General features: G+C 61.2%; 20 protein-coding genes and 1 pseudogene. 3 read left to right on the top strand and 18 right to left on the bottom strand.

Annotation, left to right across the window (positions count from 1 at the left end; translation table 11 throughout):
• Window positions 1-14: 14 nt before the first annotated feature.
• The 13 genes from AB7008_RS08495 to AB7008_RS08435 form a co-directional block, all read right to left on the bottom strand.
• Window positions 15-428, bottom strand: a complete 414-nt coding sequence (locus tag AB7008_RS08495; protein ID WP_441258659.1) for a hypothetical protein — start codon at window positions 426-428, stop codon at window positions 15-17.
• Window positions 429-1,418: 990 nt separating this feature from the next.
• Window positions 1,419-2,807, bottom strand: a complete 1,389-nt coding sequence (gene qhpG, locus AB7008_RS08490) for a flavin-dependent monooxygenase QhpG (protein WP_038936613.1) — start codon at window positions 2,805-2,807, stop codon at window positions 1,419-1,421.
• On the bottom strand, window positions 2,804-4,150 hold the full coding sequence (locus AB7008_RS08485; protein WP_049803089.1) for a radical SAM/SPASM domain-containing protein: 1,347 nt from the start codon (window positions 4,148-4,150) through the stop codon (window positions 2,804-2,806). Before AB7008_RS08485 ends, qhpG begins: the two co-directional genes overlap by 4 nt.
• Before the next feature lie 2 nt (window positions 4,151-4,152).
• Window positions 4,153-5,028, bottom strand: coding sequence for a hypothetical protein (locus tag AB7008_RS08480; RefSeq protein WP_049803088.1), 876 nt, complete (start codon window positions 5,026-5,028; stop codon window positions 4,153-4,155).
• Window positions 5,025-6,404 (bottom strand): hypothetical protein, encoded by a 1,380-nt coding sequence (locus AB7008_RS08475; RefSeq protein WP_038936610.1) that lies wholly within the window; start codon window positions 6,402-6,404, stop codon window positions 5,025-5,027. Before AB7008_RS08475 ends, AB7008_RS08480 begins: the two co-directional genes overlap by 4 nt.
• On the bottom strand, window positions 6,401-7,855 hold the full coding sequence (locus AB7008_RS08470) for a ferritin-like domain-containing protein (protein ID WP_049803087.1): 1,455 nt from the start codon (window positions 7,853-7,855) through the stop codon (window positions 6,401-6,403). Before AB7008_RS08470 ends, AB7008_RS08475 begins: the two co-directional genes overlap by 4 nt.
• A gap of 395 nt (window positions 7,856-8,250) precedes the next feature.
• The gene (locus AB7008_RS08465; RefSeq protein WP_038936608.1) at window positions 8,251-8,829 is read right to left on the bottom strand and encodes a hypothetical protein; all 579 of its coding nucleotides are present in this window, start codon (window positions 8,827-8,829) and stop codon (window positions 8,251-8,253) included.
• 111 nt (window positions 8,830-8,940) lie between these two features.
• Window positions 8,941-9,891, bottom strand: a complete 951-nt coding sequence (locus AB7008_RS08460) for a hypothetical protein (protein WP_155795455.1) — start codon at window positions 9,889-9,891, stop codon at window positions 8,941-8,943.
• 483 nt (window positions 9,892-10,374) lie between these two features.
• A complete protein-coding gene (locus AB7008_RS08455; protein ID WP_038936604.1) occupies window positions 10,375-10,638 on the bottom strand; it encodes a tetratricopeptide repeat protein in 264 nt (87 codons plus the stop codon).
• The gene (locus AB7008_RS08450) at window positions 10,635-11,285 is read right to left on the bottom strand and encodes a DUF4365 domain-containing protein (protein WP_038936603.1); all 651 of its coding nucleotides are present in this window, start codon (window positions 11,283-11,285) and stop codon (window positions 10,635-10,637) included. Before AB7008_RS08450 ends, AB7008_RS08455 begins: the two co-directional genes overlap by 4 nt.
• 296 nt (window positions 11,286-11,581) lie before the next feature.
• On the bottom strand, window positions 11,582-11,887 hold the full coding sequence (locus AB7008_RS08445) for a hypothetical protein (RefSeq protein WP_202949171.1): 306 nt from the start codon (window positions 11,885-11,887) through the stop codon (window positions 11,582-11,584).
• 16 nt (window positions 11,888-11,903) lie between these two features.
• Window positions 11,904-12,827 (bottom strand): ImmA/IrrE family metallo-endopeptidase, encoded by a 924-nt coding sequence (locus AB7008_RS08440; RefSeq protein WP_038936602.1) that lies wholly within the window; start codon window positions 12,825-12,827, stop codon window positions 11,904-11,906.
• Window positions 12,824-13,144: a helix-turn-helix domain-containing protein gene (locus tag AB7008_RS08435; RefSeq protein WP_038936601.1), complete on the bottom strand. Its 321-nt coding sequence runs from the start codon at window positions 13,142-13,144 to the stop codon at window positions 12,824-12,826. The genes AB7008_RS08440 and AB7008_RS08435 overlap by 4 nt, the downstream gene beginning before the upstream one ends.
• 187 nt (window positions 13,145-13,331) lie before the next feature.
• Between AB7008_RS08435 and AB7008_RS08430 the strand changes: the two genes are divergently transcribed.
• Entirely contained in the window at window positions 13,332-14,579 is a 1,248-nt protein-coding gene (locus tag AB7008_RS08430) for a nucleotidyltransferase domain-containing protein (RefSeq protein WP_038936599.1), read from the top strand.
• Window positions 14,580-15,027: 448 nt separating this feature from the next.
• Window positions 15,028-16,062, top strand: a complete 1,035-nt coding sequence (locus tag AB7008_RS08425) for a CBASS cGAMP-activated phospholipase (protein WP_038936597.1) — start codon at window positions 15,028-15,030, stop codon at window positions 16,060-16,062.
• Window positions 16,063-16,084: 22 nt separating this feature from the next.
• On the opposite strand, the gene AB7008_RS08420 is transcribed toward AB7008_RS08425, so the two are convergent.
• The 5 genes and pseudogenes from AB7008_RS08420 to AB7008_RS08400 all read right to left on the bottom strand — a co-directional run bounded on the left by AB7008_RS08420 (window position 16,085) and on the right by AB7008_RS08400 (window position 22,132).
• Entirely contained in the window at window positions 16,085-16,525 is a 441-nt protein-coding gene (locus tag AB7008_RS08420; RefSeq protein ID WP_038936596.1) for a hypothetical protein, read from the bottom strand.
• Window positions 16,526-16,839: 314 nt separating this feature from the next.
• Window positions 16,840-19,793: pseudogene (locus AB7008_RS08415) on the bottom strand (TrlF family AAA-like ATPase).
• Between the two features lie 13 nt (window positions 19,794-19,806).
• On the bottom strand, window positions 19,807-20,814 hold the full coding sequence (locus AB7008_RS08410; RefSeq protein WP_038936595.1) for a nucleotidyl transferase AbiEii/AbiGii toxin family protein: 1,008 nt from the start codon (window positions 20,812-20,814) through the stop codon (window positions 19,807-19,809).
• Window positions 20,807-21,400, bottom strand: coding sequence for an AbiEi antitoxin N-terminal domain-containing protein (locus AB7008_RS08405; RefSeq protein WP_038936594.1), 594 nt, complete (start codon window positions 21,398-21,400; stop codon window positions 20,807-20,809). Before AB7008_RS08405 ends, AB7008_RS08410 begins: the two co-directional genes overlap by 8 nt.
• A gap of 81 nt (window positions 21,401-21,481) precedes the next feature.
• Window positions 21,482-22,132, bottom strand: a complete 651-nt coding sequence (locus AB7008_RS08400; RefSeq protein WP_441258658.1) for a hypothetical protein — start codon at window positions 22,130-22,132, stop codon at window positions 21,482-21,484.
• Window positions 22,133-22,411: 279 nt separating this feature from the next.
• Here AB7008_RS08400 and AB7008_RS08395 point away from each other — a divergent pair, with 279 nt between their 5' ends.
• Window positions 22,412-24,649 carry a hypothetical protein gene (locus AB7008_RS08395; protein WP_441258657.1) on the top strand — a complete coding sequence of 746 codons (2,238 nt, stop codon included), beginning with the start codon at window positions 22,412-22,414 and terminating at the stop codon, window positions 24,647-24,649.
• Window positions 24,650-24,653 lie beyond the last annotated feature (4 nt).

The following is a 24,653-nucleotide window of genomic DNA, read 5'->3' as shown; positions in this document are numbered from 1 at the left end:
AAAAAAAAGCGCTCTCAGTGCCGCGCTGGCGAAAGCACAATCAGTCGCGCGACAAAGGGGCGTTCCCCGCCAGTATTGTCGACTGCAATCCGCTGGCCGCTATCGAGTGTGATGACGGCGCCGGGACGCACCTGTTGGGACTTGCCGTCAACAATCAGAGCCGCGTCACCGGCCTGCACGTCCAGCATTGCACGACCGGGCGCGGCAAGTTCTTCGGAGGCTTTACGTGCACCGACCAGCAGGTCGATCACCTCGACAGACCGGCCTCCTGCGTCACCTTTGAAAATTGATCGGCTGAGCAGCCCGGGGACGAGTTGTCGATACTCGCCGGGCACGTCGACCTGAGCAAAGGCACTTTTTACTGGCGCAGCTATCGAGATGGATATGAGGACTGCGCCACAACAACGGGAACGGATCGCCAGAAGCATGTCATCCACCCCAATAAGAACACCAAATCTTGGCCACCAGACTGCAGGCCAAACCTTCAGACCTGTCGCATTCGGACGTGCCGTATCAATGTTGGCTTTGAGTCAGAGCTACACTTCTCGAGAAAATGGCCTATCACGTCCCTCGGCACCATTTGGAGAAATTCTTTCGGAGCCAATGGATTCGCGACTGCATCTCGAAATCCTTTCGTTAATCCGCATTTGCCGAAGCTTTGAAACTGGAAAAATGCCCTGGCCCGCGACTAATATCCTCCCCGAGCAGCTACGATCCCGGCGGCGCAAACTGTAGTTGGTGACTGTTTGTCGCACCGACGATCGGTGCATAAAGCTTAAAGTAGCATCATTATTCACTCACGCTTTAACAGATTTCAACCCAAAAGATCGACAGAACCGCTTACTATTTTTGCGAGTTCGGGCCTGCAGGGCGGCGGCGGCCGCGGTGGCCACACCCTGCGCCGCCGTGGCCACGCCTTGCGGCATGACGCCACCAACGCGATACCCGGGAGCGACCGGCGCGGATCTCTTTGATTTCCACAACCGCGAAAAGCTGGAGCGCCGCTGTGCGTTGAACCGCGGTGCAAACAACCTCGCCCATGTGTACGCAGAATTCGGAGCAGGCGAACTACCCGGACCACATCGGCCAGAGCCGGGCAAATCGGGGCGTTACCCGGCAGAAGCAAGTTGACCGAAAGAACAAAAGGCGGAAACAATAGCACCCGCCAACGTTGAACGGCCGGTAACAACACTTTCTACAGACACCCCATTGTCGAGGGACAAGAAGTTGCTCAGCGTTGCGAGGCACTTCTTGACATAAAAGCCTGCTTGGAGTGAATGTCCGCCTCGCGATCAGAACATCACCAGCCATTTGCCTGTCAGTAGCTTGGAAGAAGCTCAAAAAAGCAGCCGCCGCGCGTCGAACAAAGTGGCCAAAGGAGTTTCTGTAAGGGCCACCGCCACACGTGAACGGCCCTGCTATTCGGGAGCGCCCACGTGCAGGATTTTGTTGTGGACCAACCACGCACAGATGCGGTCTGCTGTTGTGGCATCGCGGCTACGCGCGAGCGAAGTTCGCAAGGCTCCCCAAGTACCACTGCTTCTAACCGCCGCGACAATCCCCGCTACGGTCGCATCGCCGAGAAAGGTTACGGGCTCCCGCTCCGACCCGGCAAGCACAGCAAGCCGCAGCTCGACATAGTCCCCGCATAAGCAAGGGTGTTCGATCAGCCGCGACGTATCCAGCTTGATGGGGGCCGTACCCGAGAACGACAGCGAGTTGGGCTTTCGCAACTTACCCCTCGAATTGGCTTCTTCGGAACGCGCCTGCCAGAAACTCATGTCCGCAAATCTACTACGCGCGTAAATCTCTGCTGACGCGCGGCGATGGGCGCGCGCCGATCGCTTGAGCAGATCTTGGTAATAAGCCAAGGCGATCGACTGCGCGTCAGGGCGACGCAGCAAAGTATTGACGATGACCGCAGCGCTCCGCGCCGACTGGATGGCCTTCTGCACTCCCATTGACGCCAGTGGGTCGAGGCTTTGCGCGGCCTCGCCGACTTTGATGAAATCGAGCCCGCAAGACTCGTCATCATACCACGCGCTGGCGTCGCAGGCTGAGACCACCGAACAATTCGCCCGATTTGCAAGCAAAGAAAATAATCCTGTCTTCGCAAGGCCCCGAATATAGGCTTCGCGAAGGTCGGGACCATGCTCGGCAAGGGCATGACGATCGACGAAAAGGATCGCGTGGAAGCCTAGTCCGTCGACCGGCGCCGCCCATGTCCAACAACTGGCGCCGGCCGCGATATGCGGACGGGTCGGTAGGCCCTCGCCTCGCCAGTAGCTGTAGAGCGCAAAGGTCCGCGGTCCGGACGCGCGACGCGCTCTGGGAAGAAGGCTTCTCCGTCCCGTCGCGTCGATCAAGAAAGCGGCGTGGTAGCGCTCGCCACCGACGATCCGAACATTCCAGCCGCCTCCCACTGGCCGATCGACTCGCTCGACCTTTTGGCCCAGGTGAACCTCGACTCCAGCATCGCGGCACAGGTTCCAGAGGGTTGCGTCAAAACGTGCGCGGTCGATCGTCGCTGATCCAGGCGGTGCTTCCCGGACGATGGCCTCAGCTTGCTCCCAATGCTCGTCGTATTCATCAAATGACCGGCAACCGGCACGATCCAATGCCTCACCAAGTCCGAGATCCATGAGCTGCCGGTGAACGCCCAGGCTGATAGCTTCGCCAACATGCGGCCGCGGGCGATCATTCGCCTCGGTCAGTCTTACCCGAAATCCCAAGCGGCGCAGCATTAAAGCGGCGACGCTGCCCGCAGGTCCTCCACCGACGACAAGAATTTCGGTCGCACCGCTCATCGAGCAATCTGGTCGACGAAATCGGGGCGAGCCCGCGCGAGGCGGCCATAAGCGCCAATCACATAATGCAGCCAGCCGCGGATGAAGTCGCATGCCGGGCGGCCGCGGCTGAGCGTCTCGTGATGGCAGCCGCCTGAGCAGAGATAGCGCGCCCAGCATGACCGGCATCCCGGCTGTGCATGGATATGCCGCGCTTGAAGCCATGCCGTCTGCTTTACTCGGTCTACGCCGTCGGCAAGGTTGCCCATTGCGCCTTCGGGCGCGTCGATAAACCGATGGCAAGCGGCAAGCTCGCCGTCAGCCGAAACCCCGAGATAGCCCGCGCCTGCGCCGCAAGGATAAGGACGATGCGTTCCGCGATGGATTTCGCGCAGGCCATTCAGCATATTAAGGAAGGGGTAGCGCTCCCCATCGATCGTCCTAGCCTCGAATGCGCGTCCACACGCTAGCATCTGTTCGAGCATCTCGATCAGATGATTGTGCTGCATTTCGTTCCCGGCGTCGGGTGCCGAAAGCATCGGCGAGAAACCGACGCTGTGGAAACCGAGGTCGATAAATTCGTCGAGCATTGGCGAAAGATCGAGATTGCGCGGCGTCACCGTCACACGTGCCGACACCTGGCAGAGATGTGCGCGCTGAAGTAGCGGCGCGATCCGCTCGAGAATCCTAACATAACTGCCGCGCCCGCCCTTGAACGGCCGCTGGCGGTCATGCTCTGCGCCAATTCCGTCAAGGCTGACTGTGACCGCGAAGCCATGCGTATCGAACAGTTCGATGTCGCGCTCGGTTATCAGCGTTCCGTTGGTGGTAATCGAGAAGGAGAGCTTAATCCCGCGCTCAGAGGCACGTCGCGCGGCATAGATGGTGGCGCCGTGAACAATATCGCGGCCCATGAGGGGTTCGCCGCCGAGAAAGGCCAAGTTGGCCCGCTCGCCTGGCTCGGTCTCGCGCAACATCAATTCGATCGCAGCCCGTGCCGTTTCCAGATTCATGCCTTTCGGCGCGCTGCCGAACGCCCCTCCCTGGGCATAGCAATAGCTGCAGCCGAGATTGCAACTTTGGGCAACAGCGAGAGAAAGGGAGCGCACGCGCCGGTCCTCGGGCAGGCTCGAACAACGATCTGACACAGGCAGGACGTCAAGCTCGGCGAGCAGTTTCTCTACGGCCCCCCCGCCATCGTCGGATTCCAGGGCGCGCGTCAGCGCTTCGGCCAGCTCCTGGTCGATGTCGAAGAGCTGGCTGCCATCGGGAAGGAAGAGCTGCGTGGCATCTCTCCATTTCAGGAGATGCACGTCACGTGATCGTGGACGTGCCGCATCGATAGTGGCGGACGCGATCCCCATAGCTAACTCTTGTCCTCGCGATCGAGCCGGTCCTGCTCTTCCGACCCCCCGACCACGAACTTGAGGAAGCCCTGCCAGTTCTGAAACAACTGATCATAGCTCCAGACCGCGCCATCGCTGCGATCATCGAGAACGTAGCCTCCGCCTGCCGGTCGATCGATCGCCATCCAGTTGTTGCCTGTGCTGGTGCCATCGGCTCCGTCCACGACATTGACGTAGTCCGGGCGGCTTGCGGCCCAGTAATAGCAGGCACATTCGCGATAGTCGTTCTGCCAGGGCGAACAGAGCCCTTGGGTCAATTCGCCCGGCTCAACAAGCTGCCGCGATATAGGGGCCATCGGCTTGCCGTCGACAGGGCTCGTCTCGAAGATTGGACGGACGGTGAGCTCCACCTTGATGAGTTTGGCGACGTCCGCCTCCTTTTCTGGCATCAGAACTTCTTCGGGAGATTTTTTGGCCGTGAAATAGCCAAAGATCGTGCGGCCGCGTGCCTCATGGATGCGCGCCAGGCTGTTCGCCCATTCCATGAAGGAAACTCCATTCTTGTTGTTCAGGTTACCAAGATCGCCTTCATAGCCGGGCATCGGAACGCCCTTCGTCGGCATCACCAGTGACAGTCGACCCGTGCCGGTCGCAGGATCTTCGATCGCGAGCAGGCGGTGATGCTTCAGGCCCGCGTGCGGGGGCTCCGCATCAACGACGAGGTTGTGGCACTCGATCAACGTCAGGCCTTCGAACATGCGACGCCAAATGACCCGAAAATCAAATTCAAGGCCAGGGAAGCAGTTTGAGATCGCCGTGACCGGCTTCGTGTTCCACGGGTTGCCGCGGCCGCGATAGCTTAGCTGGGCGGCGAGATTGCTCGGCGAGATCTTCATGCGGATGCCTCGGCTGGATCGGAAAACAGGCTGCCCATGGCGGCCGTCACGACGGCGTCGATCTGGCGGCGTGTCAGCACCAAATGCCGGCCGTCAGCGCCGCGCATCATAGCAGGCATCTTGCGTCGGCCAATATCGCTGAGGTCGCCGACTTCCTCGGGCCGGCGGAGCGCGTCGCCGAACCAGGCGCCGGTGCCGCTACGCAGCGCAGTGAGGACATTTTGATGCAGCGCGAGAATCGCACGATTGTCGACGATCGCTGGCGCCATGATCGGTTCGAAATAGCGGCCGAAATCATTCGAATCCTGTCGCGCCATCGTGCTGGTCTGATTTGTGCGGCCCTGGATGGTGTTGGCGTTCAACGCTGCGGTGTTGAACAGCCGGACGGTCTCGACTGCGCGCCGCAATATCTCCTCGGCTTCGGCGAGCGTTGCCGGGTCGTCATGCGTCACGCCGAAGGCGGCCTGTTCCAATTCGTCGGCAACAGTACGAATGGGAATCGTGTCGGGCGCGAAGGTCGGCGGTCCGGCACCGATACGCGCGAAGGCGGACAGCTTCTTGCCGCCGACCTGAAGAGAAACCGAGATCACGCCGTCGCATTCGTCGTCGAAATAGCCCGCGCTCCCGTCGGCGACCGACGTGAAAATCGCGGCGGGATTGGTCAGCAGGTAACTTGCCGTCCCACTCTCCTTATAGCCGAGCCAGCCCCCCTTCGCCGGATCGTAGAGGATGCGCTCAGGCGGCACATTCGAATCAGTATGCACCGGCTCCGGCCCCTTCGGATCATAGGGCTTACCGGACGGACTCGCACCGTAGACACGACCTGCCGCAGGCGTGAAGCGAAAGCGAATCTCGGGGAACTCTTCGTTCGGGCGGACATATTGCACCCAACCAAGCGGCAGCGTCTTATTGTCGCGGAAATTGGCGCAGGTGGCCAGAACGGGATGGCGGGCGTGGTCATCGACTTTGACGATAGCCTCGATCCGATCATTGGGATCGAAGGTGCGGCGCTCGATCTTCCGGCACCCGAGGTGAACGATCCAGCTCAAATTTGCCGGCGTGAGGCCGTACGCGGCAAGCAGCTCAACGGTCAACGGCTCGAGCACATCGTCGGCGGTTCGCGCGAACACCTCGAGGAAGGGCGCAACCGGTCGCACGTCGTCGCCGTCGCGAAACTTGATCCGCTCAGGCACATAAGCGCGTTTGATCTCGCCCGTCTCGACGTGCAGCTCGAATGTCTCGTCCGGAACGATCCTGCGATACCCAAGGGCCGCTTCCGCATCGACTTCCAGCCGATAGGCCGCCAGCGGCGTCGACGAGGCGCCAAGCCGCGCGACCGCCAGCGGCGGCAGAATACGAAGTTCGTGGATCGTCATGCGCGTCCTCCCACGCCGTATGCCAGACCCGGTGCGGAACTCCGTTGCATCGCGGTTTCAAAAACATTGATCGCCTGAGCGTCGAGCGCAGCAAGCGATTCCAGGAAGGAATCGGCGCCCTTCCCGGCACTTCCGCGTAGCCGCGCGATCAGGGCTTCCGAGGCCTGCAACAGATCGACATGCTGGCGCCACGCATCCCGCTCGAGCACCGGCAGCGCCATCGAGTAAGGAAGCTCGAAGCTGGGCGCGGCGCGCTCCGGCTTGGCCGGATCGCCTGCAGGTAGCGTGACCAATATGTTTGCTAGCGCCCTGAGATTATACATCTCGCCGAACGCGCGATTGAGCACCGACCCCCGTGTCAGTCCGTCGGACGGACCATAGTCTCCCGAGATGCGGAAACTGTGGGCGACGTAGGCAAGCAGCATGCGGTAGCGCAGATTGAGAAGGCGCGCCCAGGCTCGCGAGGTGTCGTTGTCGATATAATTCGTGCCTGGCACCGCACCGGGATCGCCGACAGCGCGAGGATTGGGGATGACTTGCCGGCAGGGACTCCACGTCGATCCCGCCTCCTCCATCGCGAGGAACAACTCCATGAACCGCTCGAAATGCGATGGCGACGGGTCCTTGACGTCATCGGTGGCAGCTTCACCCTGTTCGGCGATGGCATCGAGGGCTTGCAACGCAGTGGATCGGGAATGGGCAGTCATGATGAGGACATCAGGGGTCTCGGCTCGTTTCTCGACTGCGCCCCGCGCGCCTTTCGCGTAGCCGCGGCCCCATTCGGCGAAGCTCGCCTGGAAGCTCAGGGTGTCTGCATGGAACAGCGCGTCGGGTATTTGCTTCTTGTCCCCAAGCAGCGACTTCAAGATCGCGTAGATGACGCCAACCCGCTTGAAGTCGCTCGCGCCGCCCGGGAATGCCAGCTTCTCGATGTCCGCCTTGCGTCCAACCCAGCGATCCGGCCATTTCTGCGGACTCTCGATGCAGACATAGCGGGCGAGCAGTTTGAGGCTCAATGGCTCGAGCGCGAACGGGAAAGGATAGAACGGCAAGTCCCAGGGGAAGTCGTCGCGCTCGAGATTGAGCGGGCCGCCGAGCAGCTTCAGCAGGTTCTGGACCGTGATGAGGTGCCCCATTTCCTCGCGCGCAACGCCCAGGATGATGCTCTGCCAGCGCGCTACCTCGTCCCGATGCACCTCTGGCACCTGAGGCCCGCCAAGCGAGTAAGCCGCAAAAAGATACTGGATGAGAAGGCCGTGCTCGATCTCGGCGGCGACGTGCAGCAGAAAAATCGCATAATCGTGCGCCGAGAACCCGTCGGGGACGTCAGGTCGGCTGGTGGTTTGCGCGCCGGGAGCGAGCGCCTTCGCGAAGCTCATTGCCTGAAGTGATTTTGCCTCGTGCGTCTGCTCGAGGATCCGCTGCAGCTGGAACGTGACACGGCTTCGCATTCCAAATTCTCCCACATCAAACTCTATAAACTGACTGAGAATACCTGCCTGCCCCCTCGCAGATGAAAGGCTCGGGGTGATGGCTTACCGCTCTGCGGGGCCAATCTTCGTCGAGCGGTGGCCAATCAACGAGTAGCGGCAAATAATACCTCCTTCACTGAATGCTGCAGTGCGGCTATCGACCAACATTTCGGGTTCGATACCGGACAAGGCACACCTGGCCGGCGCAATGCGAAGCAGGGTTCGCCGCTCTTGAGAAAGGTCCGCGATAAAAAGCGCCTTTAAAAAACAGCGCTCGATACAATCCGGCTATGCTATTAGAGGTTGCACCAGATATTCAAGCGAATTCTGAGACAAACTCCACCGCGCTGCGCAACCGTTAAAGCGAAAGCCTCTTAATCCGTATCATCGTGCGGATTGAAAAAACCGGTCCACTCTGACTGCTTATCTTCTCTTCTGTAGGCCCCTGAGGGCGTGACAATCCGCTTGAACACCAGACCGCGACGGCCACAATATCGCTCGATCTCCTCGATCCTGGACCTCATGTTCGGAATGCCGTCAACTCCCCTTCGCGTAAAGCAGACCTGGCGCAGTGATTGCAGAGTTTCCAGTTCCGAAATGACGTCCTGCCACCGGGTGACGCGACTATCGATGTAGGCGTCCGGCCGATCGCACTCGCGACCTTCCCCAACCTCGACCTCGAATATCAGATCAACAAAGTCAATGCGCCTGCGCGACAGGAATTCGAGTTTCTCAGCGAGTTGAGCGCGGCGCAGATCCTGCTCGCCGAACGCGCCGGGCAGGAGCCTCCAGAGCTGGTTTCTCGGACTGCTGTAAAAAAACTCCGCCTTGTTGGCCTCGTGGCCCGGATTGAATGTCCCGAGAATAATCGTTTCGACAGCCGGGTTCAGCCCATGGTCTGCAAACTTGTGCCGAACACAAACCCTTTTCTCCTGTTCTTCTCCCTGCACCATGAACTGGCGATCCTCCTGATTGTAGTTGAATGCGACCGGCTGCCTGTGCCCAGAGCCTTGCGCCAGATTGCGGTTCGGGTTGCCATGACAGCTTGCGCCGCCGCGCGACCGTCACTCCATCCCGAAAATCTCGGCGAAGGTCATGATCGGCACGCCCTCCTTTCGCCGCAGCAGCCTTGGGTCGAATCCGTTGTCGATCAGTGGCAGGCCCGTTCGTTGGGTCATCATCCACAACAGAGTCGACTCTACGTCGGCGCCATCCTGCAGAGACGAAAGCCAGGCGCGACCGCGAGAGGAGAGCGGCCAGCGGGGTAATGGGGTGTCCTCCGTCGAGACGTCATCGCTGTTGTCGAAGAATGGGTGGTCCACCGCCAGAAGAGCGTGTTTGATCGCCAGCTCCCGCACGGCTCGACGGTCGTCGATCCTTGACAGGGCGAGCGCCACACGGGCGTCGGAGGTGTTGGTGCTGCGAAGAGCCTCCAGGGTTGCGGCATCGCAGTTGACGGCCAATTGCGCGCCGAGCGCCAGCAGCAGCGGCGCGGCGAGCTGCGGATCAATGTGGTCCGCCGCCGCCTTGATCGCCGCCCACGGCACGAGGCTGTGTTCGAAGGGATGCCGGCTGATCCGATGCACGACCGCCCATCCCGCCGCGTAGCGCACAGGATACACGAAGCACCTTCCAAGACGGACAGCTACGCGCCAGATTTGCGCGTTGTTGCCTGTGGCGCCGCTCCTTCGTCCCGGACTCAAACAGGGACGCTCCTTGCTCAATGCTCCGCGCTTTACCAACGCTTTGTCGCAGTAAGGCCGCAGGCTACTTTTCCAATGACATTCGTCCCCAGCTTGCGCGCGAGGATTTTCAGCCTCGCAGAAAGCCTGGAGCGCGATAAGCAGCTGCTCGCCGCGCGGCGGCTGACACTGGAACACTTGGAGCGCATGCAACGGGAGACCGAGAGGACTGGCCTGGCCATCGAGCGCCTGCCCGTCCTGAATGGGGCGCGGCTCAGGGGGGCCGACGAAATGGTCGATCAGCGCATCCGAGACGATGCGGTCGCTCGTCACATAGGGGCCCTCTCGACGACTTAGTTAGTAACGTGGTATCGGACCAAGCGCGTTCGGTCCGGCGGGGATAGTGGATTCCATTCCATTGGCCAGGCTTCTTGTTGATGATCCCCGATTGTTCAAACACCATCTAATTAATTGAATTTATTGTCAAATTTTTCCTGCGCAGTGCAAAATACCGACACTGATACCGTCAAAATCCTACGCTTTTGATTTCGCAGAATTTTTCCGGCGAAAATTTTTTCGAGGTTTCAGCATCTATCGGCAGGGAGTGCCCCACATGGACATTTTATTCGTCCAACGCACTTCCGATAGGCCGAAAAAAACTACCGTCAAGAACGACGATAGCAAGCAATATTTCGGAATGCAGACCGCACTGTCACCGGCCATGCTTGCCGACCAAATGTCCCCCGTGAAAAGCACCGTCACATCCGCTTGGCGATCCCTCGGCTGAGCGGGACCGACGTCGTCCAAAGATAGGGTTCATCGGTTGGGATCGGGCCGAAAAAAGACAGACATGTCACGTCGAAGTTTGGCGGCGAGCTCGTGATCTGGGAAGCGGTCGATGGCCGTGGTCCAAATCGCCAAAGCCTCAATCTTCTCCCCCCTGTTCCAGTAAGTGCCGCCGAGATTGAACATCGCCAGATCGTAGTCGGGATCCAGCGCGAGGGCCTTCTCATAGGCGTCGATGGCCTGCGCGGACTGGCCAAGAACGCCATAGGCCACGCCGAGCTGAAACCAGCTCACGGCGTCAGGCTGGATGCCCTCGGCCTGTTCGCGCAGGATCGGCAGGCTCTCTTTAAACCGCCCGAGAAAGTTGAGGGCGGTCCCGAGACAGTAGCCGTAGTGACCGCCCGCCAGATCGTAGGCCTTCCGAAAACAGAACTCAGCCTCAATCCAGTTCGCTTCATCTTGCGCCCAGTGCCCAAGGCGATCCCATAAGAAGGCGACTTCATCCTTGTCGTCGACGTGCTCGATTTGGCAGTCGAACTCGGCACGGAATTCCGCGTAGGTCCGGCCAACATCCTGTCCCTCTCCGCGAGGCAGATGCGCAGCGACGACGTCGGGATGTGGTAGGCAGCGTAGAAGCTGTGCGGGTGCATCAGCAGGTAATTCAGGTTTGAGCGGCTGACCTCAATACTGAGAGAGCCATCCGCGTTGAGCGGGCGCTCGGTCCCTTTGAGCTGCACGTGGACCCTAACGTTGGTCGCCTGCTCCTGGTTGACAACTTCGATCTCGCAGTCCGTACCATAGTCCTTGCGGTCGGCGCGCTGGAGGATGAAGCGACCGCTCGCCGTGAGGCGCCCCTGGAAGGCCATTTCCGCCTTCTCCTCCCTGACATGATTGGCGTCACGCTTCGGCAGGTCGTCGAGGTGTTCTAGATCGTCAGCCATCCCTACCCCTGCGCGTAGTCAGTGGCGCCCGCTTTGGCGGACAACTCCAGCCAGTTCTCGTTGAAGTCGGGCAGGTTGGCTTGCTCGAGCGCGGCGGCGGCCACCAGGCGATCCCGACATGCACGGTCGCCCCCAAGAAATTTAGGAATCGGGTTAGGTCCGGCGGGTAAGCCAGGTCGGTGTCGCTTTCAAAGATGCGGTGCCGTTCGCCATCCACGAAAGTGTTGATCGCGCTCTCCAACACCGCGTAGCCCAGAAACGCCTCGGCCGACGCGCCAGGTTTCATCAGAACGACGTTAAGCTTGGGTTTTCTGGCTGAGCGCCGGGTTGACGTGACCAACCGCGATGTTCCGGATGTACTTGGCGAAATCGAAGTTGCGCCGATGCGGCGTGATGATCTCCGAAATGGCCGGATGGTCCTTGTAGAGCGCACGGCAGATCAGCTCGAGATCGGTGACGTTCGCGCAGGACACCAGAAGCTGTTTCATCAGAATGAGCCTGACGCCGTCATCGGTGGGGCCGGTTTCAAGGGCAGCGTCGGCGGAGACGAGATCGCCGTGGGCCAGGCGGGCAGAAATCGCAATATGAACAAAATCCATCAACTGATCCGCTTAAGCGCTAACGATCCGGAGCCTGTCCGTTCCGTACAAAATGATCGAAGACGTCACTCTCCTTTTCTTCCTCTTGGAAGCGCGGGCCATCCGCCTCAAACTGGAGCACCGTGATTTCCTGATCATATCGCTCAGAACGAAAACACATCTCGAGTACTGGCTCCGGAAACCAGACTCCAGCCTGTTGCGTGACACCGGTCCGTGCCGCGTCGGAATAGTCGCATCGTGCCGCAAAGGCCTGCGCGGGGAGTTCGAACACGGTCTCCCTCGTGCGGATATAGCGCCCCGATTTAAGCGCTGCAGTGCTCGGCTTTGCCCAATGAGCAAAACCCTCATTCGACACCACCATGATCGCCCGCGTCTCCGTGAATTCGAGCCAGCGCAAGATTGCGGCGGTTAGTGAAACACCATAGCGCGTTGCGAGCCGGCCGAGCGTCTCGAAATCGGCGCGAGCCTTAGCTGGCAGTTGGCGACGGAAGTCATGCAACGGCATCAGCAACGCTGCAGCGAACTCATCGGCTTCCTGCTCGATGCCGGACCCGCTGCGACGAACCACCGCATTCTCGTCGCAATAGATGCCGCCGTCGAAACGCCCGTCCTCTTCGATCAACTGGCGGTGCAGGACGTAGTGGGCGAACTCGTGCCCCACGGTGAACGAGCGGCGTCCGTCAGACTGGCCGACATGGTACATGATGGCCCATTGGCGCGGCCTCGCCTCGCCATAGACCAATGCGCCGACGCAGCCCGAAATATTGCGCTCCACCACCTCGTGGATCGGGCTGTCAGGCGCGACCTTGCGCGAGTACTCCAGCGCGAGGCCGATCACGTCGACCGGAGCGCGATCAAACCGATCAGCTCCAAGGACCAGGTCGAGCATCTGCGTGATGCGCGCCGCCTCCTTCAGCGGCCGTGGACGGCTCGGCTCGCTCATTTGTGGGTCTTTGTGTCCAGGATTCGGGCCATCTCGCGAATCTGCCTGCGCGTCTCCTCCGGCAGGCCGCTATACTGCCGGAAGAAGGCGGTATCCTCCGCTTCGCTGAGCGTCTGCGTGTCGGCCCCGAACAGGTAGTCGACGGTCACCCCCAGCGCGCTGGCGATCGCAGACAGCTTCTCGGCGGACGGCCGGGGCGGATTCTTGTTTTCGAGCTCCCAGATATAGCTCTTCGATGACCCGGTCTCCTGCGCGAGCTGATCGAGCGTCAAGCCCTTCTTCGTTCGTAAGTCCTTGATTCGCTCACCAAATTTCATAGCCGGTCCTTCCACTCGATCCGCCCGACCCCGCGTTCGGAGTAGCTATATTCTAAGTCCCTTGACAGACGCATTCAAGCTCCCCATCTTGTTCGGAGTAGACGTACAAATGTTGATATCATCCCGAACATCGCGCGGGCGGTGGCGAGATGCACAGACGCAGCCCAGCCCGCTGTGGAGATCGATTTTGAGCATCCAACTTGCGCCGACCGGCCTCAATCCCTTCGACGACCCTCTCGACCGTATCCTCGCCGAGATTGCGCTCAGCGTTCAGCTGCCGCCCTCGCTGCATGACAAGGCGAAGTCGCGTTACGAGGCGGTGCGGCGCCACCTCGAGGCCACGACCGCCTTCTTCGACCAGATCGAGCACTTCTACCCGCAGGGCTCCATGGCGATCGACGCCACGATCTCGACGCGCGGCACCGACGACGAGTACGATCTCGACATCGTCTCGCAGCTCGGCGGCCGCTTCCGCAGCATGGCCCCTCTTGAAATCCTGACCGAGCTCGAAGCAGCACTCGCCGACTATCCCGTGCAGCGGGTGTTGCGGCAGACGCGCTGCGTCACCCTGTTCTACGCCGACAAGATGCATCTCGACGTCACGCCGTCGCTGCGCGTCTACGCCAGGCTCGATCGCGAAAGCCTGATCACCCACGCCAAGGGTCCGCGCCGTTCCGACGACGATCGCCTCGTCGACATGAACGCCTATGGCTTCGCGCAGTGGTATGCGAGCAGGACGCCGCTCGAACTGCGCATGGCGAAGGAGTTCCACCGGCGCTGGCTTGACCATGCCGGCCTTGCCGCTCGCGCCGACGCCGATGTGGACGATGTTCCTGATCAGTGCGACTTCATCGTCAAGAACACCGCGACGCTCGCTCTTCAGCTCCTCAAGCGCTTCCGCAACATCCGCTATGCCAGCTATAGCGGCCGCATTCCGCCGTCGGTGATGCTCTCCTACTACGCCGGGCTCGCCGCGCAGCCGAACATGTCGCTCAGCGCCATGCTCGTTCGCCTCGCGAGCTGGATCATCCGCGACATCGAGCAGGCTTCGCTCTACGGCCGGCTCTTGCATGTCGCGAATCCGATCTGCGAGGCCGATGTCTTCACCGACCGCTGGCCGGAATCCATTGCTCAGCAGGACGAATTCGCCGAACACCTGCAGGAGCTCGTCCGTTCGCTCGAGGCGATGCGCAAGGGCGAGATGTTCCCCAACACGATGATGGATACGTTGCGCGACGACTTCGGCGACCGCGTCGTGACCCGTGCCGCGGACCAGATCGCAACCGAGGTTGGTGGCGGGATCCAGCAATCCCGTCAACTCTACACGCGGCGAGGCGGCGTGCTGTTGCCCTCCGCCGCCGCGGTCGCGGCGCCGATCGTCAATCCGGCCGTTTCGGCGGCGCGGCCCCACACCTTCTTCGGGCGCAAAATCTGATGGCGGCGGCGATCCTCTCCATCGACGAGCAGGTCGCCGCGATGAACGCGACGTGGCCGCAGTTCGCGGCACGCCGGATTGACCGCCGCGCGCAGTCTGCGCGGTGGGTGGGGAGCGTGAGGCCCCAATATGCGAGCTACTCGCTGGAGATCCGGTACGAGCTCGGATCGTTCCCCGAGGTTCGGGTGCTCTCACCAGAGCTGGTTCGGTTGCCCGGTAATTCTGAGGGGCAACTGCCCCACGTCTATCCGCCGGCTGAGGATCCGACGCTTTGCCTGTTCGATCCTCGTGAGGGGGAATGGTCACCAGCGATGACGATCGCCAGCACGACCGTCCCTTGGGCACTCGACTGGCTCGCCTGCTACGAACTTTGGCTGATGACCGGGCGCTGGACCGGCGGCGGGCGGCACGCAGGATCGGCATCCGCCGAACCAATGGGGACCATGCAATGAACTATATTCCGCCGCGCCGTTCCGACGGCACGATCCAACATGCTCGCCTGAAGCAGCCATGGCCCCAAGGCCGCCCTTTCCGCATCCTCTCGATCGACGGCGGCGGAATTCGTGGCGTCTTTCCTGCATCGGTGCTGGCCGAACTCGAAAGCCGCTTCCTTGGCGGCGGCTCTATCGCCAATCACTTCGACATGATCGCTGGCACCTCGACGGGCGGCATCATCGCGCTCGCCCTTGCCCACGGGATGACGGCCCGAGAGGCCTTGAACATCTATCTCGAGCGCGGCGAGCGCATCTTTCCGCCGGCGGCTGGGCTCGGCAAGGTGTCGAGGGTGCTGCGCTGGCTGTTCAAGCCGAAGCACGACCAGGGCACCCTCAAGGAAGAGCTGCTGAGGATCTTTGGCGACAAGGTGCTCGACGATGCCGTCACCCGGTTGGTGATCCCGAGCTTCGAAGGGCGGCACGGCGAGCCGTTCCTCTACAAGACGCCGCACCACCCGGACTACCAGAAGGACCGCCACAAGAAGTTCGCGCATGTGGCGCTCCACACGACGGCGGCCCCGTCCTATTACCCCGGTGTCGAGGACGACGGCTACATCATGATCGATGGCGGGATCTGGGCCAACAATCCGGTCATGAATGCCCTGGTCGACGCCCTCGCCTGCTTCGACATTGCGCGAGAGGACGTGCGTATCCTGAGCCTGGGAACTGGTGAGTCCAGCTTCACTGTCGATGAGCGGGCGCGCAACGGCGGCATCAAGGATTGGGCGTTCATGCGCTCCTTCAATGCGGCCGCCCGCGCGCAATCCCGCAATGCCCTCGGCCAAGCCTACCTGCTGGTCGGCAAGAACAACGTCACTCGGATCGATGTGCCGGAAAGCGACACACCGATCGCGATGGATGACGTGCAGCGCTCTGTCCGGGAGCTGCCGATGGTGGCACGCAGTCTCGTCGAAGGTGCCGGGCATCACATCGAGCGGGTGTTTCTCGATGGCGCAGTCGAGCAATTCATCCGTTGCCCGATGACGTAGGCGTCTGATCGGGTACTCGTCCTTACCGGGCCGTCAGCAGACGACAGGCGAGCTCGCGCTCGCCCCAGCGGGTCGAGAAAGTGTCGGAGACCTCGAACCAGCTGCCGTCATTGCCGATGCCATGGTTGGCGCCCATGCAGGAACACTGGCATTCGTGCCCCAGCGCTTCCTGACACGCCCGCGCGCAGATCTCCTGCTCGCGATAGGGCTGGATGATGTAGACCTTGCCGTAACGCTGTAGCGCCCGATCGACGAAGTCGTTGAACCAGGACTTCGGTAACTCCCAATAGGCGTCCGTCCCGCCGATCCATTCAACTGCTGTTCGCCGGCCGTTCTGCAGCCATTGTCGATTTTCGTCAGCAAACGGCAGTCGCACTCGAAGCTTCTCACCACGCCCGGTCCGGCGCAGCACGACCGGCGTTGATTTCTGCTTCCAGACATAGTTGAGGGTGAGCCGCTCCATGGACACCTTCTGCTGATCGCCGATCGTGGACCATGTAGTGGCCGTGCTCAGATCAGAAACGACGAACGGCTTGAGAGATTATCGCCTTCGCCCGCTCATCGACAAGGAGCTGTGCCGAAAGGCCCCTATCGTGTCGGTGAACAGCGCCCACAGCGCTGTGGCGTCCCGCCGCGCGCCGCTGAGCTCCGGAATCGCAAATCCCGGTGCTTGTTGACCCCGACAAAGATCGCCCTCGTCGCCATATCGCCTCCCAACGGATACGAATTGGGGGATGCTCGATGGAATCGGTGACCTCCACTCTCATCGCTCCAACCTCACGCGCCTCGCTCCTGGAATGCGCCTTCTCCTCCCTCGAGGATGTCGCAGACCGCCTTCCTGATTTCCGCGTTCTCCAACCCGCCCGACCTGTATGAGATCGGCGGCAGGGAGCCGTGCGGATGCGGCCCGGCATCGGCAATGATGATCTGGTCCGCGTCGGTGTTGATCACGAGGTTCGCGTTGTGCGTGACCATGATTACCTGGCGGTGGGCCTTCGCCTCGATGAAGAGGTGGACCAGCTCATCGAAAACCGACTTGGGATCTAGGTTTTCCTCGGGCTGGTCGATCACGAGCGGCCGGTTGTCGCTGTCATCCAGCGCTAGATAGAGGAGCAGGAGCACGATGCCGCGGGTGCCTGGCGACAGTTTGCGGATGTCGACACCATCGTAATCAATCCCATAGCGGATCGAGATGTGATCGGTGCTGAACAGCCATTGTGCGAAGCGCTTCGACCACGCGCGGAATTCTGCCTGGTCAGTGCGCGCGACCGGAGAATGATCCAACAGGTCCTGTTGATAAAGCCGTCGGAACTCAGCCATCGCCGCGATGACGGCGGCCGAATCCCCGACCTCCCACGCGCCCTTCAACACCTCGTTCGCCTTCTGCAGCAGTGTGCCCTTGCCTCGGAATGCGCCGACTTTCCTTAGGTCGATCAGACCGTCTTCCGCCTCGGAGGCCCATTGCTCCACGTTGGCGACACGCGTGACGGAGAAGGAGAGCTTCTTGAGCGTGCCGGACGCCGCGGCGAGCCGCGCCATAAGCGGCGCGTAAAGGTCCTCCAACACAGACTGCTCCGCTACAAGCGCGTCGAAGGCCCTGCCATAAGCCTCCTCGCGCTGCGTCTGCAGCTCACGCGCCCGATCTCTGGCGCCCTGCGCGTCTTTCAGCTTGTCGGTAAGCGTTTGCAGCGCTGCAGTCTCGGTCGCGATGCTGCCAGAGAGCGCTGTGTATCGCCGCTGCGTCTCCTTGTCGGCGCTGACCAGCTTTTCCAGCCGCGCCATCTCCGCTTCAAGGACGGCCTGTGACAGCGTGCTGAGATCGACGTCGTCTCGAAAGTACGGCGTATTCGGATCGCTCGGCGCCGGCGTCGTTCCCTTGAGCTTGGCGATCTCACCATCGACCCATTTCACATAGCCGGCGAGATCGTTGTCGACGGGCCCCTTGTAGTCCAGCAGGAACGACGCCCACTGCTCTGCCGACATGCCACTGTGGGTATGGCGCGCCTGGGCCTGTCTCAGCGCTTCAGGGGCCTGATTGCGTCGCAGGTCCTTCACCTCATCCTGCATTGCCAGGAAGGTCTGCCGCTGGCCGGCGAACTGGCGCAGCTTCGCTCGAATCTGGTTTGCGGTTCCGGCCAATTCGGTGTGACGCTGGGCTCGCTTCTCGCTACCGGCCGAAACGAGCTTCGCACGATCCGCCGTGTAGGCGTCGACGAGCTTCTTCTTTTGCGCAACCTGCCCCTCATAGGTCGCAATCAGCTTTTCCTTCTCCAGCTCGGTGCCGATGCGCTCGGAAATCTGCGCCACGACCTCGGCCTCGCGTTCGCGCGCGAGGCGATGACGCGACGCGCGGTGGTCGAGAAGCTCGGCGAAGTCCAAGGTGCCGTCCCGAGCGTCGTCTGGATGGGCCTCAAAGATCACACGTTCGATTTCCCGCAGGAGACCGTCAGTCAGCCCGCTCGACGAGCACAGCTCCTCCACGAACTGCTGCGACAGATACCGCACGCGCTCATAGCTGAAAGGCCCGTTCGCATCCGAGCCATCGAGCGCGCGGATGCTCGGCTCTCCGGACGCCCAACTCACCTTGACCTTCCCATCGCCGACAAGGGGCCGGGCGCGGATGAGAAAAGAGGGGTTGGCCCATTCCTCGGCGTTCCACGCCTCGTCCGAGATCGAGTCGCATCCCGCCGCGATCATATCGGCCCGCGCGGTCTTGCCGAAGCCGCGGGCGCCGATGATGGCAACCAGCCCGGGATTGAGCGGAAGGACCGGCGTCGTCATCCAGGTGCATCAAGGATCTCGATTCCCGAGATCACTTGCGATGGCGTTGCCGATGCCGGCGGTTCGGCACCCACATGCGCGCGGCCGCCGGGGTCGATGCACGCCTGGCGCAGGGCATCGAACTCCAACCCACCCTTGATCCAGGAGAACCGGTCCCCGAATGGCGAGGCGACATCGTCGAGTTTGTGGGCGTCACTCCCATGCAGACAGGGTTTCAACCCACCGTATCGGGTTCGCATTTCATCAGGGGCAAGATCCCTTTGGCCGAGCCAGAACTCGCGTTGCGCCGGGCTGCTGGCAAAGATCACATGCGCGAAGCCTTCGATTTCGTGTCGGATCGTCTGGTCCGCAGCCTCCCGCACGCCCGACGTTCCGTCGGTCGCGCCGCCCGCGACCGCAATCAGGATGTTCTTCTTCGCCCATCCGCTCTCCGAAAACACCTCACGCAACTTCTGGAAATTGACCTTGAACTGGTTGGCCCCATAGGCCAGCGCCGCGTTGTCGTCGGTGATGTTCGGGTCGGCCTTCTTGCCAAGCCGGATGAGGTCCGCGCGCGTGCAGTCGAAGCGGTCCTGCATGACGTTGAACTGCAGGCGCGACAGCAGTCGCTGCAATTCCTCGACGTGCTTTGGATCCTCCGGGCTGACAAACAGGTGAAGATTGACGAACCCGCCCCTGGCCGTGGCCACGTCGAGCCGGAGTTCGACATTCGGGAAGATCAGCTTGGTGGCAGGCAGCCGGCCAGCGGCCTTGTGCCTCAGCACCTCCTCATAGGTATCCGTGACGTAATAGTCGGTGACGGCAATCGCCTCGATAACCGGCGTGGCCCGCTCCAGTGCGGTGAGATAGTCAGTCCAGGCCGTCGGGCCGCTGAACTGGTTGTTCATCACCGTGCCCGGTGCATGAATATGCGGCTCCCACCTCCGCCATTCCGATCCCCGACTAAGCATTCGCCTCCCCCTTCTATGCGCCCGCGCGGTTGGCACGCGCGGCGATATCGGCGCAGCGCGCCATCAGCGCCTCGAAGGGTTCGGCATCGTCCAAGAGCAACCCGTCCTCGACCATACGGCCGTAATCTTCTTGCAGTGCCTTGGAGGCATCGCCGCCGGGCACGAGCTGCAAACCGCCATTCACGGCGGCCGCGTAATCGATCGGACTACGGTCAGCCGCCTTCTCGGCGAACTTGTGGCGCGCGACAGCGTTCGCCAGTTCGCGATCCGCGAAAGCCGCTTCCGCAAGCCCGGCCTCATCGAGCCGCACGACGTCGTGCCAGTGTCGCGCGAAGCGATCGCCGCGGAGCCGCTCCTGCCGGCAGAAGACGTGGATCGCCGTCGCCTTTTCCCACAAGGTTCGCTCGGCGTGCATCACGCGGGGCCGTGCCGTCGGGAACACCACGCCTTCGACCAGGCCCGATGCGTCGCAGGCGATATCCCGCAGACTTGCCGGCTCGCCCGTCGATCGCGCGCCGAACTCCAGCATCACGCTTGGCGCCACGTAGCCGGAGCCTGCCGCAGTCGCCTCATAGTCGATGAACAGCTTCTCGCCCTCGACGCGGATCGTGGCAACCAACGCCTGCGCGGCCAGCGCGTCCGCGATGACCGGCTGTGCGGCCCCCGCCACCCACTCCGGCAAGCGCTTGCGCACCTCGCTCGACCAGCGCTTCTCTTCGCTGCGTGTTTTCGGCAACGCCTCGCCGTTACCGTCCACCAGATCGGGCGCGATCGCCCGGATGTCGTAGGTCAGGTCGACGTCTTCGGAAAACCGCCGGATGACCCCATAGGCCTTCGACAGTGACGTGCCGCCCTTGAATACCAGATGCTCGCCGAGCGCCGATCCGTAGAGCGTGGCGAGCGCCCACACTACCCATACATCCTTCTCAAGCAGGTGCGCTGGTCGTCCCGACTGATCGGCCGCGACGCTTAGCGCCTCGCGGCGGTCGGCGACCGGAAGGAGGAGAAAGGCGTCAGCCATGCGCCGCCTTTCCCACGCTGCGCGCGAGCCAGGTCGGAAGTTGCGGCGCTGCCGCGACCAGTTCGCTGAAAGTGGACGGCGGGAGCTTCCGCTTCAATGTTTTCAGGGCGGCTTCCGCCTTCTCCGGCCCAAGCCAAGCCAGCGCTCTCACCGCCTCGCCCGCCGGCTTGTGAGCAAGGGCGAGTTGCCACCGCGGAGCGTGACGAAGTTCGACGACCTGCTTGCCGAGATTCATCGTTCGGCTGCGGCCGGAGGTCAGATAGACCGATCGGACCGGCACCTGTGTCGTGAGGCCGAGGGTGTTGGCGGCCGCAGCGCCGCTCGGAACGATGACCTCGCCGCGCTGGTTGGCGAGCGCCTCGACCGCCTGTTGGACGGAGGGAGCCCTCGTGCCGAACCGGCTCGTGACGGGACGAAGATAGACGCCGCGACCGGCCCGGATCAGTTGGCCCCGCTCGGTCAGACGCGACAAGGCCTGATCCACCGCGGCTCGATTACCGAGGTGGAGCAAGCTCTTAGCCGCCACAGGCGTGCCTTCCGGCAACCCTTCGGCATGCGCGAGAATCTGTTCGGTTAACCGTTGCATGACCGTTCTCCTGTCAGAAATATACGCGGTTTTCTGACAGTTTTCAAGCCGGCGGACCTGCCCGGGAGCCGTCCATTCCGGCTAGATCAACGGCGCGCCCCTATCGAGCAGACCGTCCAGGAAGTCCTCCCGCGAGCTGATCGGCCCCGCGAGCGTCGCAAGGATCAGCGCCTCGACGACCTGGCGGGCCAAGGACCGCGCCATCACCCGCTCTTTCGTCGAGATGGCGGTCATGGCGCGCCCGTGCAGGAAGGCGCTCCGCACGTTGAAGAGTTGCTCATACTGGTCGGCGAAGCGTCGATCGCCCAGAAGGCCGGCCACCCGTCCCCGCATTCTATTCTTGGCGCGCCTCCCTTTGTGGCGATCAGGCGCGATGCGAAAGTTCTTCTGATAGTCCGCGCGCAAGCCAAGCGCCGCCTCGATCGTCGTGATGTGCGCAAGGAATTCATCAACGCCCTCGGCCAGGAACGCGCGGACGAGGAAGTGAGGGATCGGCGTCTCGAACAAAACCGATTGCTTCGCCTGCTCGACGGTCGCCCATCGGCTCTGGTCCCACGCCGTCAGCTCGGTCTTTGCAACCTCCTCCAGGTGCAGCTCGACCGGGCGCTCTTCTTCGTATGTCCCGCCGTGGCCATCGTCGTAGGCTCGGTCCTCCCAGCTCAGCGTGTCGGGGGACGGCGGCGAATTGGGACGAACGAAGATGTCGCTGTCGATCGTGTAGATCCATGGCACACGAAAGCCGCGCCAATCGACTTCCTGCAGATTGCTTCATCTTCGGGCGCAGATCGTTGCACTGACTGGAACGATACGCCAGCTTGAGCAGGCCGGCTTCGACACCTCAGAAACGCGTCACCTTGTCGCCAAGCGTCGGGCGGAGCTGAAAGGCATGTCGCGTCGGTAAGGCTTGGTCTGAGCAAGCGATTTCCGTCCAGAGCCGGCGCCACCTAGAGCATTACGGCTCCTCACTTGACCGCTGCCATCACTTGGCTTTCTCTTGTTTCGGGAGGTGCAATGACGGACCTAGAACAAAGCTTGCCGGGCTATGAGCGATTGGAATTGCCGCCCGATCCCGAACTTGCCAATACGCAGGATTGGGACGCTCGCCAATGGCAAGCCGATTTTGAATCCAGCCTCGAAGCACTGACCTTGTTTTTAAGGATCCGTGATCCCTTTGCGGTTCTCGCCCGTACCGCATCGCGGTTTATACTCACTAACCCGCGCGTCGAACGTCCGGAAATGCCTAAGCAAGTCGAAGTTGAGATCACGCAGATATTGATGCTGCTCAACCCCCAACGACCATCGACCAATCCGGTCTCGCCCAACAATCTGGGAAGATACTGGCGCTTCGTCCGGCGGCATCTGCGCGGATTTATGAACAAGCAATCCAATACGGGCAATGAGACCGATATCGAAAGGTACGTGAGCCGCCGTGCTCGTCTTTTCACTCTGTACTATCGAAACATATTTTCACGAGAAGACTGTGAGCACGCGCTGAACGGGATATTGAAGCAAATCGACATCTCCTCTGAGACTGCACTCGGCTACAGGCTCTCCGATTTGTTTCGCGCCGCCATTCGCTTGATGGACTTGGTCCAGGAACGGTTCGAGATCTTCACAGAGCGTATGCACGATCTTCTCAATACGAAGCGACGATCCGAGCTGATCGAATGTATCGATTTCTTCTGTTCCTCGTATCCGCTTGCAAACCGCGTATGGGGCAATTGCACAAACCGGTGGGGCGATCTGGAGGATCTCCGGATGGCTGCATTTCAGGTGTCGGAGTTCGCGCACCCCTGGATCTATACACTTTCTCGAGAAGATCTCGACGCCGCCTTTCCCGCACCAATCGTCGACGTGCTTTACAGCTTGGCAATCAGGCCGGGTAGCCTCTCAGAATTCAATCCCGAGCACATATATCTGAACAATCCCATCTGGCGGCGTCCCTACGTCCTGCTTGATGATGGGAGCCTCTTTGCGCCGCTGCCTCACCTCATAGTCTCTTTCCCCTTCGTAATCCTTGAATCCCTGATGGAGGGTCACCGCGCGCTCGAAGTTGCTTATGAAAGTGCGCGTGCAAACTATCTTGAAGAGGCGATCGCAGATCTTGTCACGACTGCCATGCCAAGCGCATCCGTTTATCGCGGCGTTGCCTGGGATGATTCGGAAACCGGCCAGGTTTGGGAGAACGATGTTGTCGCGGTGGTCGGCAATTTCATCTTTGTCTTTGAAGCCAAGTCAGGCCGAATCAAAGATGCGGCTCGGCGCGGCGGCTCGCTGAGCCTACGAAAGAATTTCAATGAACTCTTCGTGCAACCCGGCGTGCAATCGGGCCGCCTGCAGAATTACCTTGATACGCGCCAGAAGAGCGCGCGTTTGCGGCTCAAGACTACGGGACAACAAATCAACCTCAATTTAGACAAGCCGAAGGTGGTGTTCACTTTCAGCATTTGCATTGAGCACTTCGCCTCACTCACCAGCGCTCGTCACTATTTGAAAGAGCTTGGCTTGGTCACCGAGCAGACGCCCTGGGCGCCCGTCCTGTCGCTCGGCGACTTGCAGATGATCGTTCGGTTTCTGGACAGCGAGGTGTCGCTCATCCATTACCTTACGCGTCGGGCTACGCTTGAGCAGGTTCTCGACTTTGAGGGCGATGAGCAGGACATACTCTCGGCCTACCTGACAAACGGACTATGGGTGGACCGAGACGCACTGGATGGCAAGCGCATCGTCTTTTTTGCCTCAGACTCGCTGGTGCGCAGATCCAAAAAGTCGCGGGCGGACAGGACTGTGGTCGAAGTTCATGGCATCTCACTGCCGCCGTTGTGGGAGGCGATCGTCCGCGAACTCTATCGCGATGATATGCAGCGTCACCGGTTCGATATCATCAACGTCATTCTCAATCAAATGCCGCCGCAGCTCGCGGAGCTCGAACGCAGAATACGACGGTTTAGGCGCGGAGTTTCTTCGTCCGAGGACGACATCTCCTACGTTACGTTCCGGATTGGCAGCAAAGTATTCGCATTGGCCATCCATCTGCTAAAAATACTGCCCGATCGGCAAGAGTGGCACGAGATGGGACGCAATATGGCCGCCGATTTCATGCCGGATGAAGGCAGCGTCGAATGCGCGTTATTCCTATTCGTGCGCCGCTCACGGCACTCCACCTTCGACGGGGCAAGCTTCTACCGATATATCCGGCAACCGCGATCTGATTCAACGCAATACCCTCAGCCACGTGGCCACATCTAAATGG

It is taken from the genome of Bradyrhizobium sp. 521_C7_N1_3, assembly GCF_052075975.1.
In the GTDB taxonomy this organism is placed as follows: Bacteria; Pseudomonadota; Alphaproteobacteria; order Rhizobiales; family Xanthobacteraceae; genus Bradyrhizobium; species Bradyrhizobium japonicum.
Note: the sequence above shows the minus strand (reverse complement) of the source record. Positions and strands in the feature narration are given on the sequence as shown.

What these genes read in the sequence shown, in the direction of transcription:
- AB7008_RS08485 (WP_049803089.1), bottom strand. Translation starts at nt 4,150, where the DNA reads ATGGGGATCGCGTCCGCCACTATCGATGCGGCACGTCCACGATCACGT.
- AB7008_RS08435 (WP_038936601.1), bottom strand. Translation starts at nt 13,144, where the DNA reads ATGAAATTTGGTGAGCGAATCAAGGACTTACGAACGAAGAAGGGCTTG.
- AB7008_RS08440 (WP_038936602.1), bottom strand. Translation starts at nt 12,827, where the DNA reads ATGAGCGAGCCGAGCCGTCCACGGCCGCTGAAGGAGGCGGCGCGCATC.
- AB7008_RS08470 (WP_049803087.1), bottom strand. Translation starts at nt 7,855, where the DNA reads ATGCGAAGCCGTGTCACGTTCCAGCTGCAGCGGATCCTCGAGCAGACG.
- qhpG (WP_038936613.1), bottom strand. Translation starts at nt 2,807, where the DNA reads ATGAGCGGTGCGACCGAAATTCTTGTCGTCGGTGGAGGACCTGCGGGC.
- AB7008_RS08420 (WP_038936596.1), bottom strand. Translation starts at nt 16,525, where the DNA reads ATGGAGCGGCTCACCCTCAACTATGTCTGGAAGCAGAAATCAACGCCG.
- AB7008_RS08425 (WP_038936597.1), top strand. Translation starts at nt 15,028, where the DNA reads ATGAACTATATTCCGCCGCGCCGTTCCGACGGCACGATCCAACATGCT.
- AB7008_RS08405 (WP_038936594.1), bottom strand. Translation starts at nt 21,400, where the DNA reads ATGCAACGGTTAACCGAACAGATTCTCGCGCATGCCGAAGGGTTGCCG.
- AB7008_RS08410 (WP_038936595.1), bottom strand. Translation starts at nt 20,814, where the DNA reads ATGGCTGACGCCTTTCTCCTCCTTCCGGTCGCCGACCGCCGCGAGGCG.
- AB7008_RS08395 (WP_441258657.1), top strand. Translation starts at nt 22,412, where the DNA reads ATGACGGACCTAGAACAAAGCTTGCCGGGCTATGAGCGATTGGAATTG.
- AB7008_RS08480 (WP_049803088.1), bottom strand. Translation starts at nt 5,028, where the DNA reads ATGAAGATCTCGCCGAGCAATCTCGCCGCCCAGCTAAGCTATCGCGGC.
- AB7008_RS08450 (WP_038936603.1), bottom strand. Translation starts at nt 11,285, where the DNA reads ATGGCTGACGATCTAGAACACCTCGACGACCTGCCGAAGCGTGACGCC.
- AB7008_RS08495 (WP_441258659.1), bottom strand. Translation starts at nt 428, where the DNA reads ATGCTTCTGGCGATCCGTTCCCGTTGTTGTGGCGCAGTCCTCATATCC.
- AB7008_RS08465 (WP_038936608.1), bottom strand. Translation starts at nt 8,829, where the DNA reads ATGGTGCAGGGAGAAGAACAGGAGAAAAGGGTTTGTGTTCGGCACAAG.
- AB7008_RS08475 (WP_038936610.1), bottom strand. Translation starts at nt 6,404, where the DNA reads ATGACGATCCACGAACTTCGTATTCTGCCGCCGCTGGCGGTCGCGCGG.